This is a genomic window from Brucella oryzae (assembly GCF_041929965.1).
Lineage (GTDB): Bacteria > Pseudomonadota > Alphaproteobacteria > Rhizobiales > Rhizobiaceae > Brucella > Brucella oryzae.
The window spans coordinates 67248-80143 of the sequence record NZ_JBHEEO010000013.1; the positions used below are offsets into that span (position 1 = coordinate 67248).

Consider the following 12896-nt stretch of genomic DNA (forward strand, 5'->3'; position numbering starts at 1 on the left):
TTCCTACAATCTCCAGCATCAACAATTCCTCTTCCAGAGGTCAAAAACAGGAGGGCGATAACCCTCCTGCTCATTTACAAGCACGGAATCCCGGTGTCAAACCGTTCAGCTCTTCGGCTGGTTGCGCAGCTTTTCCGCTTCCGCGTAGAATTTCTTTTCCCACTCATTGTGGTTGTCGAGCCCCTCCTTGATGAAGGGTGTGAAGATAGCGAGATTCATCAGGCACCAGTTGACCAGCCGGGCCGGGAATTTCAGCGGCTTCACGAAATCCACGAAAAGAACCACGCGCGTCTTGTCGGTGTGGTTCCACGCCTCATGCTCATAGGCATCGTCGAAAATCAGCACCTTGCCCTCGTGCCAGTGACAGACCTGTTTGTCCACGCGAATGGCCAACTGGTCGTTCGGTTCCGGCACGATGAGGCCAAGATGCAGGCGCAGCACGCCATTATAAGGCCCGCGATGCGGCGGCAGATGCTTGCCCGGCTCGAAGATGGAGAACATCGCCGTCGTCAGGCCGGGAATCTTGTTGACGATACGCCAGGTTTCCGGGCAGGCTTTGATGTTCTGCTCCGACTTCACGCCGAAACCGAGCAGAAAGAACGTCTTCCAGCGATTGTCGGTCGAGATTGTCTTCACATCGGTTGAAATATCCTGAAAGGAAGGCAGCTCGCTCTGGCGCAGAAGAACCTTTTCCAGCTCCTTGCGGATGGCGGGCCATTCCTTCTCGATCTCGGCAGACCAGGGGAAGATCGCATTGTCATAGACAGGCGGATTGCCGAGCTTGGCATATTTCAGGTTGAGACCTTCGGCCCAGGACACGATCCCCATGAAGAAACGGGTAATCCGGCTTGGCCGGTCCATCGCGGCAATGCCTTCGGTGCCGAACTTCTGCTTCGGATCGGTCGATGTCTTGTCTTGTATCGATGTATCGGGATTGGACATCTTATGCTCTTTCAAAACGCGCGCTCAAAACTTCTCAGCTACAAAGCAATGACACTACGGCTGAAATTTGCAGGCAAGCCGTCAGCTGTTCAATTTATCACGATCAAGTTTGTCCAGAAGCGCGGCACGGTCAAGGTTAAAACCGGAGTCTATCCAGAAAGTTTCCAGAGAACGCAGTGTTTCACCAAGCCCCGGCCCCTTCTGAATACCCAAAGCGAGAAGATCGCTGCCCGTGACGGGGAAAACAGGAGCATCATAATGTTCGGCGGCATCCAGAAGACGCGCGAAACCACCGGCGCGGATCATCGCATCGTCGCTGCCCGCAGCGTCAGCTCTCGCCGCCGCATAAGCCAGGCGAATACGATCAAGCACAGCCTGCTTGCTGCCGCGATAGATCGTCTTCTTCAGTGCCGGTTCTGAAAGCTCCGGCTTGATCGCATCGGCGCGCGCCCAGGCTTCGATGCGCGCCCTTTCCGCATTCGACATTTTCAACCGCTTGCCCATTTCTTCCATCCGCGTGGCATCGGGCGGAATGATGCTTTCAAGCCGCAACAGCGGATCGGCCTGCCAGCCGAGATCGGCCTCAGTCCGCACCAGCCCGTGAATGGCGTCAATGCCCCATTTCTCGCTTTCAGGCAGAATGAGGTTCAAGACACCGGCCTGCCGCATCCACAAAAGCGCGCGCGACGGGTCGGGAGCGGACAGGAGTTTCTTCAGTTCCGACCAGACCCGTTCGGCGGAAAGCTGTGAAAGACCGTCCTTCAACCGCGCGCTGGCGCGCAAGCCGTCAGCCTCGGGCCGTCCCGAACCGTACCAGGCGAAAAAGCGGAAGAAGCGCAGGATGCGCAGGTAATCCTCGCGAATGCGCTGTTCCGCATCACCGATGAAGCGCAGCGTCCGGCTTTCAATATCGGCAAGCCCGCCGACATCATCGATAACCGCGCCATCAGCCGTCACATAAAGCGCATTGATGGTGAAGTCGCGCCGTTCGGCATCGGCTTTCCAGTCGGTTCCGAAGGCGACTTTCGCGTGACGGCCATTGGTTTCGATATCCTGCCGCAGCGTCGTGACCTCGAACGGATGTCCCTGCACGACGACTGTGATCGTGCCATGATCGATGCCGGTCGGCACCGGCTTGAAACCGGCCTCATTCGCCAGCCTCACCGTATCCTGCGGCAGATGCGTCGTCGCCAGATCGACATCGCTGACGCTGCTGCCAAGCAGGGTGTTGCGCACCGCACCGCCGACCACGCGCGCCTCGCCGCCGTCGCGGTTCAGCGCCTTGAACAGGGCCTGCAACGGCTTTGATTTCAGCCAGTCCGCCTTGCCGGAAATATTCATGGTCTCGCTCAAACGTAGAGCCTTTCATAAAGTCCGCGAATGATACCGGCGGTTGCCCCCCAGATGAATCGCTCGTGATAGGGCATGGCGTAATAAAAGCGTTCCTTGCCGTTGAACAGCCTGCTTTCGCGGCGATGGTTCTCCGGGTTCATCAGGAAGGAAAGCGGCACCTCGAAAATATCGGCGACTTCATCCGGGTTGGGATGCACGTCGAACGGCGTTTTCACCACCGCCAGAATGGGCGTGATCGAAAAACCGCTCCCGGTGAGATAGCGCGGCAGATTGCCGATGATCTCAGCCCGATCGGCTGCAAGCCCGATCTCCTCATTGGCCTCGCGAAGCGCTGCCCGCTCCGCCGTGCCATCCTCCGGGTCGATTGCGCCGCCCGGAAAAGCGATCTGGCCGGAATGCTTGCGCAACGTATCGGTGCGCTGCGTCAGGAGCAGCGTGGCTTCCGATCCGCGATCCACCACCGGCACAAGAACGGCGGCGTCGCGCATCTTAGCTATCGTCATTAATTGCGTAATATCGGGATTAAGCGAATGATCGCCCGTTACCGCATCATGGTCGGGGCGCCATTGCCGAACCCGCTCGGCAAAATCACCGGCTGAAAAGGCGGGGAATGCATTCATTGAAGTGCAGCCTCCAGCGCATCGGACGCCATGATCGGAAAGACCATGCCGTTTGAGCGAATGGCGAATGTCGGCACGCCGCCGATTTCGATGTCCTCGCCCAGCGCCACCAGATCATACATGACGGAACGGGCGATCAGGGCCTCAAGCCGCCCGCGCACGAGAATATAGGGTTTCAGTCCGCCGCTTGCGGGCTCCACCGCAAAACGCAAGGAATGCTGCGCGCCAGCCTCCACCACATCACCGACATTGGTGCGGAACGTCAGCACCTGCGCCTCGCCTTCACCGGAAACTTCCATTTCCACCGCGATGAAAGGGGCATCCTCCACACGGATGCCGACTTTTTCAACCGGCGTGACGAGATAGGTTCTTCCGTCCTCATCCTTGCGCAGCACGGTGGAAAACAGCCGCACAAGCTGTTTGCGGCCAATGGGCGTACCCATGTAGAACCATGTTCCATCCGCCTTGATTTCCATGTCGAGATCGCCGCAAAAATCCGGATTCCAGCGTTCGACCGGGGGAATTCCCCGCTCTTTCGTCGCCGGCCCGCTTTGCGCATCGGCATGGGCGCGCGCAATCAGGGCTTCCAGCCCGCCGGTCGTCTCAGCGTTCCGCATGGAATTGTGCGGCGCGTCCTTGCCTTCAGGGGTGCTTTTTCTCATCCGACTCGGTTATTCCTGCGCAAATAGACCCAAAGCCATGAAATAGTCACCCTTTCACGGCTTGTCAGTATTATATAGCGATTTATGAGGCAGTTCCGCCAGAGCGGTCATATTGCGAGGTTCCCATGAGTGTCGTCATCACGCCTGAAACCGCCAATCCCGAGCAGATCGTTGCGGAGGCCGAACGGGCGCTCGCAGACATCGCCCGCATCAAGGAAAGTGTCGGGACCGTGATCTTCGGTCAGGAAAACGTGATCGAGCGCACGCTCGTCGCCGTTCTGGCTGGCGGACACGCGCTTCTGGTCGGCGTACCGGGCCTCGCCAAGACCAAGCTGGTCGAAACGCTGGGCACCGTGCTTGGTCTCTCAGGCCAGCGCATCCAGTTCACGCCCGACCTGATGCCCTCCGACATCATCGGCTCGGAAGTCATGGAGCAGGATGCCGATGGACGCCGCTCGTTCCGTTATCTGAAAGGGCCGATCTTCGCGCAGCTCCTGATGGCCGACGAGATCAACCGCGCCAGCCCCCGCACCCAGTCGGCCCTTTTGCAGGCCATGCAGGAATATCATGTCACCGTCGCCGGCCAGCGCTATGATCTCCCGGCACCATTTCATGTGCTTGCAACGCAAAACCCGCTGGAACAGGAAGGCACCTATCCGCTGCCGGAAGCCCAGCTCGACCGCTTCCTGATGCAGATCGACATTCTCTATCCGGAACTTGATGCGGAACGTCGCATTCTTCTGGAAACAACCGGCGTTGCCGAGGCCAAGGCCTATGAGATCATCAACGCCGAACGGCTGATCGAAATGCAGACTTTAGTGCGACGGATGCCGGTGTCGGAAAGCGTCGTGGAAGCCATTCTCAAGCTGGTGCGCTCCGCCCGCCCGGATGCGGATAACGACCACGCAAAGAAGCATATCGCCTGGGGCCCCGGCCCGCGCGCCAGCCAGGCGCTGATGCTATGTGCCCGCGCCCGCGCGCTCTATGAAGGCCGTCTTGCCCCATCCGTCGACGACGTGAAGGCGCTGGCCGAGCCGGTCCTGCAACATCGCATGGCACTCAATTTCGCCGCCCGCGCCGATGGCATGCATATTCGCGACGTCATCGCCAATCTGGTAAAGGCTGCCATCTGATGGTCATTGGCGCAGAAGTTTCCACCGCAGACCGTAAGGAGACACTTGCTCGCGCCCGTGCGCGGGCAGCCGCCATCCCCGATCTGCTGGTTGAAGCTGAGCGCGTCGTCAACACCGTCATGAATGGCTGGCACGGGCGGCGCAAACGCGGCCCCGGCGAAAACTTCTGGCAGTTCCGCCCCTATGTGGACGGCGAATCCCTTGCCCGCATCGACTGGCGGCGTTCTGCCCGCGACGATCATACCTATGTTCGCGACCGCGAATGGGAATCCGCCCACACGGTCTGGCTCTGGTGCGATTTCTCGCCCTCCATGCGCTATCGCTCGCAGCTCGCGCCCGTTTCCAAGGAAGCGCGCGCGCTCGTGTTGACGCTCGCTCTTGCGGAACTTCTGTCACGCTCCGGCGAACGCATCGCCTTTCCGGAGCTGATCCAGCCCTTTTCGGCCCGCAACGGGGCGGAACGTCTGGCAGGCGCATTGATGCACGAAGCGCCGATTGCAGCATTGCCGGACATCGGGCAGATCCGCCGCTTTTCCGAAGTCGTCCTGCTATCGGATTTCCTGCATCCGTTCGATGAACTGAGCGATCTTCTCGACCGTCTGGCAAAGCGCGGCGTCCGCGCGCATCTGGTGGAAGTGGCCGATCCGGCGGAAGAAACATTTCCCTATTCGGGCCGCACCGAGTTCCGCGATCCGGAAACAGGGGCCACGCTTGTCGCCGGTCGCGCCGAAACCTATGCGGATGACTATCGCCGCCTCTACACCGCGCGCCGCGAAAGCCTCATCGATTTCTGCAAGCGGCTTGGCTGGAGCTATACGGTTCACCGCACCGACAGGCCGACAGCGGAAGCCTTGGCGCGCCTGCATAATGCACTCAGCGCAACGGGAGTCGGCGCATGAGTTTCCTGCCGCTCGCCTTCGGTTCGCCGCTCATCCTCGCCGGGCTGATCGCCCTGCCGGTCATCTGGTGGCTTCTGCGCATGACGCCGCCGCGCCCGCAGGAGGAAACCTTTCCGCCGCTGCGCATTCTGGCGCAGGTCTTCAAGCGCGAGGAAGTACCGTCGAAAAGTCCATGGTGGATGACACTGCTGCGGCTGCTGATTGCCGCGCTCGTCATTCTGGCGCTGGCCTCACCGATCTGGAACCCGCGTCCGGTCGCCCTGTCCGGCGACGAGCCGCTTGCCATCGTCATCGATAATGGCTGGGCTTCCGCAGAGGACTGGCAACAGCGGGTCAATGCTGCCGAAAAGCTCATCTCGGATGCAGAAGGGACCGCTGCGCCGATCTACATCGTGGGTTCAGCGGAACCAGCCAATGCCGAAATCGGCCCCTATGACGGCAAGGGCGCTGCCGAGCGACTTCAGGCACTGGAGCCGCGCCCGATCCCCGTTGATCGCAAGTCGGCAATGGAACGGCTAGCATCCGCCCTGCCCGCCGATACAAAGGTCCGCCTTGCCTTCATGAGCGACGGACTAGCTGCGCCGAACGATACGGAAACCTTTGCAGAACTGGACAAGTCAGGGCATCTGGCCTCCGTTCTCTGGTATGGCGCGAGCCTCAGCCGCACTTTCGCGCTGACCGGCATCGACAACAAGGCTGACAGTCTGGAAGCGGTCGCCATCCGTCCGGAAGGCGTGTCGGCTCCGCGCACGCTCACTGCCGCCGCCTATGACGACAAGGGACGCCGCATCGCCGAAGCACCGCTTTCCTTCGCGCCTGGAAGCGCGGAAGGCACGGCACGGTTCAACCTGCCGGTGGAACTTCGCAATGATTTCCGCCTGATCCGCGTCGACGGCATTGAACAGGCTGGCGCAACACGGCTGATCGATGCAGGGTCGGAACGGCGCACAGTCGGCCTTATCGCCAGCGGTGACGGTGATTTGGCACAGCCGCTGCTCTCGCCGCTGCATTATATTTCCCGGGCGCTTTCACCCTATGTCAATCTGATCGAACCGCGCTCTGCCGATCTTCTGCAATCCGTGCCGGAAGTGCTGGATGCAAAGCCGTCGATCCTCATCATGGCCGATATCGGCACGCTGCCGCAGCCGGTCACCGAACAGCTTTCCAAATGGATTGAGGACGGCGGCACGCTGGTGCGGTTCGCAGGCCCGCGCCTTGCCGGTGCCAGCGACAATGATCCGCTTCTGCCGGTGAAATTGCGCAAGGGCGAACGCGCACTTGGCGGCACGCTATCCTGGTCAGAACCGCAGAAATTGCGATCTTTCCCCGACAAGGGGCCTTTCGCCGGTCTGGCTGTCCCCGATGATGTGACGGTCACAAGGCAGGTTCTTGCTGAACCTTCGTTCGATCTCAACGACAAGGCTTATGCCGTTCTGCAGGACGGAACACCGCTTGTGACCGGCGAACATCGTGGACGTGGCAACATCGTATTGTTCCACATCTCTCCCGATGCCAGCTGGTCGAGCCTGCCGATTTCGGGTTCATTCGTGGACATGCTGCGCCGCATCGTGTCGCTGTCGCAGCGCACCGGCGCGCAAGATAATCAGGCTTCCGTCTCGCTGCCGCCCTACCAGCTGCTTTCGGCTTCCGGTGCCCTGACCCCACCGACATCCGAAGCCAAGCCGCTGATCGTCGAAAAAAACAAGCAGGCCAGCGTCAGCATCAACACACCGCCCGGTTTCTATGGCAATGAGGACGGTTTGAAAGCGCTCAACATCTTCGAAGGTGCGAACCTCAAGCTGCAACCGATTGCCCGGCCGACACTGTCCGTCGGAATAACGCCTGTCTCCTATACATCGGACCAGTCGATTTCACTGGCGGGTCCATTCTTTGCTGCCGCTGCGATGCTGCTCGCACTCGATACGCTTTTGATGCTGTGGCTGCGCGGAGCCTTCCGTCGCCGCATGAAAGTGCGCGCCAAGGCGACGGGAATAGCTGTTCTGCTGGCCGGTTCGCTTGCTTTCAACCTTCTTCCTTCCGGAATAGGCGAAGCGAAAGCTCAGACTCAGGCACAATCCCAGTCTGGGGCTCAAGAGCAGGTGCATGACGACAGCAAGCCGGGAGACGAGGCGATCATCAACTCCGTCTCGCAGACGCATCTTGCCTATGTCATTACCGGCAGCGCAAAGACCGACGATATCAGCAAGGCGGGACTGCGGGGCTTGAGCTTCGCGCTGATGGACAAGACCGCGCTTGAACCGGGCGACCCCATCGGCGTAGACCCCGCCAAGGACGAACTGGCCTTTTATCCGCTGATCTACTGGCCTATCGACCCGGAGACGCCGATGCCAAGCCCGGAAGCGATTGCCAAAGTCGATGCCTATATGCAGCAGGGCGGCACGGTGCTTTTTGACACGCGCGACCAGTTGCAGGCGGGCGCCAGTCTCGATCCTTCCGCCTCACCCGCCAACCAGCGCCTGCGCGCCATCCTCGATGGCATGAACGTTCCGCCGCTGGAACCCGTGCCTGACGATCATGTGCTCACCAAATCCTTCTTCATCATGCCGGATTTCCCCGGTCGTTATGAAGGAAGCCCGCTCTGGGTCGAGGCCTCGACACCAAATGCCTCGCCCAGGGATCGTCCCGTGCGCACCGGCGACGGTGTGACGCCGATCATGATTACGGCCAATGATTTCGCAGGCGCATGGGCCGTGGATGAGCAAGGCAATCCGCTGCTTCCGACCGTGCCGAACGACCCGATGCAGCGCATCTATGCCATTCGCGGCGGCGTGAACATCGTGATGTATATGCTGACCGGCAACTACAAGTCCGATCAGGTCCACGCCAAGGACCTCATCGAGCGGTTGGGGAATTAGCATGATGTTTTGCAGCCCTGTTGCCACCCGATCCTGTTTGTCTTTCCCCCTCATCCTGAGAAGCCATCCCGCGCTTGCACGGGGATGGCGTCTCGAAGGGCTGAGGGGAAACGCACGGCGCGCCTGCCCTCACCCTCGATCCTTCGAGGTTTCGCTTCGCTCCGCACCTCAGGATGAGGGTGGAAGCGTAGTAGCTGACGCGGTAGAAACCTACGGCGATAGGAGGTGAGAATGAATATCGAATTCGAACCGTTCCTCTCCACGCCCTGGCTTATCGCCATTCTCGTGCCGCTGGCGCTGCTGGTGCTAGTCACGATTGCGTTGCGGATGCGGGGCGGGCTGATCCGCCTTCTGGCTGCGGCAGCACTTGCGCTCGCTCTTTTCAATCCCGTCATCATCAATGAAGAGCGCGAACCGCTGAAAAGCGTAGTCTCAGTGGTTGTGGATCGCAGCCAGAGCCAGGAACTTGGAAGCCGCCGTGCCGACACGGATGCCGCCTTGAAGGCGGTTCAGGACCAGCTTGCAACCATGCCGCAATTTGAAACCCGCGTCGTGGAAGCAGGCCAACCCGGCGAGAACGAGGACGGCTACGCCACCCGGCTTTTCGGCCCGCTGGCCCGTTCGCTTCTCGATGTTCCGCCGTCGCGTGTTGCAGGCGCTGTTCTGATTACCGACGGTCAGGTACACGATATTCCTGCCAACAAGAATGCGCTCGGCTTCGATGCGCCGCTGCACGGGCTTGTGACCGGCAAGCCGGATGAGTTCGACCGCCGCATCCGCTTCAACAAGGCGCCGCGCTATGGCATCAGCGGCAAGCCGCTCGAAATGTCGTTTACGGTGATTGATGAGGGCAAAAGTCTCGGCAGCCCTGCGCCGGTTCAAATCCGCGTCAATGGTGAGACCGTCAGCGAGCAGGAAGCGCGGGTCGGGCAGGAAACGCCCGTCACCATCACCCTGCCGCGCGCGGGCGTGAACATTGTTGAAATCGCCACGCCAGCGCTTCCCGGCGAAGTAACCGACGCCAACAATCGCGCTGTCGCGACCGTGGACGGCGTTCGGGAAAACCTGCGCGTGCTGCTCGTCTCCGGTGAGCCGCACAATGGCGAGCGCACCTGGCGCAATCTGCTGAAATCCGATGCCGCCGTCGATCTCGTCCACTTCACCATTTTGCGCCCGCCGGAAAAGCAGGACGGCACGCCGATCAACGAATTGTCGCTGATCGCCTTCCCGACGCGCGAACTCTTTGTCGACAAGGTCAACGAGTTCGACCTCATCATCCTTGACCGCTACCAGCACCGCGATGTGCTGCCGCTCCTCTATTACGATTACATCGCACAATATGTGGAGAATGGCGGCGCCTTGCTGGTCGCAGCCGGCCCGGAATATGCAGGCGAAATGTCGATTGCCCGTACGCCGCTTTATAGCGCCCTGCCTGCCCTGCCGACCGGGGCCGTGACGGAAAAGGCGTTCTATCCACGTCTCACGACTGTCGGCAAACGCCACCCTGTCACGCGCGGCCTCGACGGCAGCGATCAGGAGCCGCCGCACTGGAGCCGCTGGTTCCGCACCATCGACATCACCGCGCCGCAAGGCGAAACGGTGATGAGCGGCGCGGACAACAAGCCGCTATTGGTTCTCAACCGCGTCGGAAAAGGCCGTGTCGGCATGTTCCTCTCCGATCAGGGCTGGCTGTGGGCGCGCGGTTTCGAGGGCGGCGGCCCCTATGCCTCGCTCTATCGCCGCATCGCCCACTGGCTGATGCAGGAACCGGAACTGGAGGAAGAGGCGCTGACCGCCTCCGGCAATGGCCGCACGCTTTCCATCCGCCGCCAGACCATGGGCGATAATCCGGGTGCTGCAACCGTTTCAACGCCTTCAGGCAAGGAATTGCAGGTCAATCTCGCGCAAAGCAAGCCGGGCCTGTTCGAAGGTTCATTGCAGACGGACGAGATCGGCATCTTCCGGGTGAAAAACGGGGATCTGGAAGCCCTGGCCCATGTGGGGCCGATCGATGCGCCGGAATTCACCGACAGCATCTCCACGACGGATCGCCTCAAGCCGCTCGCTGACGCGACCGGCGGCTCGGTCCATCGCGTCCATGCCAGCACCAACAGTTCGGTCCGGGTTCCGACGATCACCGCCATCAGCGGCAACCGCGCCGCCAGCGGCAATGACTGGATCGGCCTGCGCGAGACTGCGGATACGCAATTGAAAAGCGTCAACCGCCTGCCGCTGTTCTCCGGCTTTCTGGCGCTTGGCCTGCTGCTCTTCGTCTTCGGCAGCATGTGGTATCGCGAAGGACGGTAAACCGCATTCGCCCGACGCCCTCATCCTGAGCCTGTCGAAGGATCAAGGGCGAGCGCCGGTTCAGTTCCCCCACTCCTTCGAGACGCCATCTGCGATGGCCCCTCAGGATGAGGGGAAAACAAGCGTTCTGCTAACTTCCCAGACGAGACAATCAGGCCCGGTTGGCGTGGCGCACGATTCCGCTGACACCGTTCAGCGCGTCCGGCGTGAGTTCGCAGGCAAGCATCCGGCGCGGATCGACCGGCGCTGGCATGACCATCGAACCCGGCGCCACCATCTTGAAGCCGAACGGACCGTAATAAGGTTCGTCACCGACAAGAATGACCAGCTTGTGGTCGGCTTTCGTCGCCGCTTCCAGCGACATGCGCATCAGCTTGCCGCCAATGCCGCGTTTCTTCCACTCAGGTCTGACCGCAAGCGGTCCAAGCAGGAGTGCAGGCGTCTTGCCGATGACAACCGGCGTCTGCCGTACAGACCCGACGACGATACCGCCCATCAGGGCAACAAAGGAAAGATCGAGATCGTGCGGCCCGCCTTCGCGAATGAAATGTGCGGCACGGGTAAAGCGTCCCGGTCCGAAGGCCTCGGCATTGATGGCTTCGATTTCAATGTCGTGCGCCGGGCATTCCTGCGCATAGGTCAGTTCAAGCTGCTGCATGGGCTTTAGATCGCAATAGGAGAAGTCGAGGACCGTCAGGTCAATGGAATGCATTCCGCGCGTCTCAAGCGCATCCCGAAAAGTGTGAAACGGTTTTCGGGCTAGATGCGCTTGGAAACAAACAGCTGGAGCGCCGATCTGATTCAATCAGATCGAAACGCGCTCAAGCGCGGTCCAAGTTTCATCGTCGGATGAAAAGCATTTCCATTAATCGTTCTCCTGAGCGGTTTGGATGACCGCAATTTGGAAGTTGCATTACACCAAAATGAGCAGAGGTAAAACTATTTTTTTCATAATGGCGGTTTCGACTGTTCCTTTTGGCACCGTTACGCACTGTTCACGGCTTGTGATGCTGCAAAATGGCGGCTCTCGCCTTATTCTCTTTCCAAAAGGAGAAATCACATGGGACTTCTGGTTGATGGCAAGTGGCATGATGTCTGGTACGACACCGAAAGCACGAAAGGCCGTTTTGAACGTTCGAAATCGCAATTCCGTAACTGGATAACCGCAGATGGCAGTGCCGGCCCGACGGGCGAAGGCGGCTTCAAGGCCGAACCGGGCCGCTACCACCTCTATGTTTCCTATGCCTGCCCGTGGGCGCACCGCACGCTGATCTTCCGCGCGCTGAAAGGGCTGGAAGACGTTATTTCGGTCTCGGTGGTGGACTATCTGATGGCCGACGAAGGCTGGACCTTCTCCGGCACAACCGGCAGCACCGGCGACACCCTCTACGGCGCGAAGCGTCTTTATGAAATCTACACGCGTGCCGATCCGAATTATTCCGGTCGCGTGACCGTTCCGGTTCTGTGGGACAAGCAGCGCCAGACGATCGTGTCCAACGAATCCGCCGAAATCATCCGTATGCTCAACACCGCCTTCAAGGAATTCGGCGACGCTTCGCTGGATTTGTATCCAGAAGCGCAGCGCGACGAAATCGATGCGCTCAATGATTTCATCTATCCCAATATCAACAATGGGGTCTATCGCGCCGGTTTCGCCACCACGCAGGAAGCTTACGAAGAAGCGTTCGGGCAATTGTTCGCAGCACTTGATTCGCTTGAGGATCGCCTTTCGCGGCAGCGCTATCTGACCGGCACCCACCTAACCGAAGCCGACTGGCGGTTGTTCACAACGCTTCTGCGCTTCGATCCGGTCTATGTCGGCCATTTCAAGTGCAATCTGCGCCGTCTGGCAGATTACCCGAACCTGTGGAACTACACGCGCGAACTCTATCAGGTGCCGGGCGTGGCCTCGACCGTGAACATGGAGCACATCAAGGGTCACTATTATCGCAGCCACAAGAACATCAATCCGACCAGTATCGTTCCTGCAGGGCCGGAAATCGACTTCTCTGCGCCCCATGACCGGGATCGCTTCCCCAAGACCTGACCGGACGAACTGCGTTCTTCCTGCAACAGTGCGGAAAGAACATCAGCACTCTCTCAA

Annotated in this window: 10 protein-coding genes; 5 read left to right on the top strand and 5 right to left on the bottom strand. The window is 60.0% G+C overall.

Annotated elements, in window-relative coordinates; all coding sequences use genetic code 11:
- Positions 1–105: 105 nt before the first annotated feature.
- The 4 genes from olsC to JNC70_RS14665 all read right to left on the bottom strand — a co-directional run bounded on the left by olsC (position 106) and on the right by JNC70_RS14665 (position 3577).
- Positions 106–942, bottom strand: coding sequence for an ornithine lipid ester-linked acyl 2-hydroxylase OlsC (olsC, locus tag JNC70_RS14650; protein ID WP_104756049.1), 837 nt, complete (start codon positions 940–942; stop codon positions 106–108).
- Between the two features lie 81 nt (positions 943–1023).
- Positions 1024–2295: a CCA tRNA nucleotidyltransferase gene (locus tag JNC70_RS14655; protein ID WP_167394066.1), complete on the bottom strand. Its 1272-nt coding sequence runs from the start codon at positions 2293–2295 to the stop codon at positions 1024–1026.
- Complete coding sequence (locus JNC70_RS14660; RefSeq protein WP_104756051.1) at positions 2292–2915, bottom strand: CoA pyrophosphatase; 624 nt, start codon at positions 2913–2915, stop codon at positions 2292–2294. The genes JNC70_RS14655 and JNC70_RS14660 overlap by 4 nt, the downstream gene beginning before the upstream one ends.
- Positions 2912–3577, bottom strand: coding sequence for a DUF1285 domain-containing protein (locus tag JNC70_RS14665; RefSeq protein WP_104756052.1), 666 nt, complete (start codon positions 3575–3577; stop codon positions 2912–2914). Before JNC70_RS14665 ends, JNC70_RS14660 begins: the two co-directional genes overlap by 4 nt.
- 125 nt (positions 3578–3702) lie before the next feature.
- On the opposite strand from JNC70_RS14665, the gene JNC70_RS14670 reads away from it, so the two are divergent.
- The 4 genes from JNC70_RS14670 (at position 3703) to JNC70_RS14685 (ending at position 10792) form a co-directional block, all read left to right on the top strand.
- A complete protein-coding gene (locus tag JNC70_RS14670) occupies positions 3703–4710 on the top strand; it encodes an AAA family ATPase (RefSeq protein ID WP_104756053.1) in 1008 nt (335 codons plus the stop codon).
- On the top strand, positions 4710–5609 hold the full coding sequence (locus JNC70_RS14675) for a DUF58 domain-containing protein (RefSeq protein ID WP_104756054.1): 900 nt from the start codon (positions 4710–4712) through the stop codon (positions 5607–5609). Before JNC70_RS14670 ends, JNC70_RS14675 begins: the two co-directional genes overlap by 1 nt.
- Entirely contained in the window at positions 5606–8485 is a 2880-nt protein-coding gene (locus JNC70_RS14680; protein ID WP_104756055.1) for a DUF4159 domain-containing protein, read from the top strand. The genes JNC70_RS14675 and JNC70_RS14680 overlap by 4 nt, the downstream gene beginning before the upstream one ends.
- A 231-nt stretch (positions 8486–8716) precedes the next feature.
- The gene (locus tag JNC70_RS14685; RefSeq protein ID WP_104756056.1) at positions 8717–10792 is read left to right on the top strand and encodes a glutamine amidotransferase; all 2076 of its coding nucleotides are present in this window, start codon (positions 8717–8719) and stop codon (positions 10790–10792) included.
- 151 nt (positions 10793–10943) lie between these two features.
- On the opposite strand, the gene JNC70_RS14690 is transcribed toward JNC70_RS14685, so the two are convergent.
- Complete coding sequence (locus tag JNC70_RS14690; RefSeq protein ID WP_104756093.1) at positions 10944–11450, bottom strand: GNAT family N-acetyltransferase; 507 nt, start codon at positions 11448–11450, stop codon at positions 10944–10946.
- A gap of 402 nt (positions 11451–11852) precedes the next feature.
- On the opposite strand from JNC70_RS14690, the gene JNC70_RS14695 reads away from it, so the two are divergent.
- Positions 11853–12839, top strand: a complete 987-nt coding sequence (locus JNC70_RS14695) for a glutathione S-transferase family protein (RefSeq protein ID WP_104756057.1) — start codon at positions 11853–11855, stop codon at positions 12837–12839.
- The last annotated feature ends 57 nt before the right edge of the window (positions 12840–12896 follow it).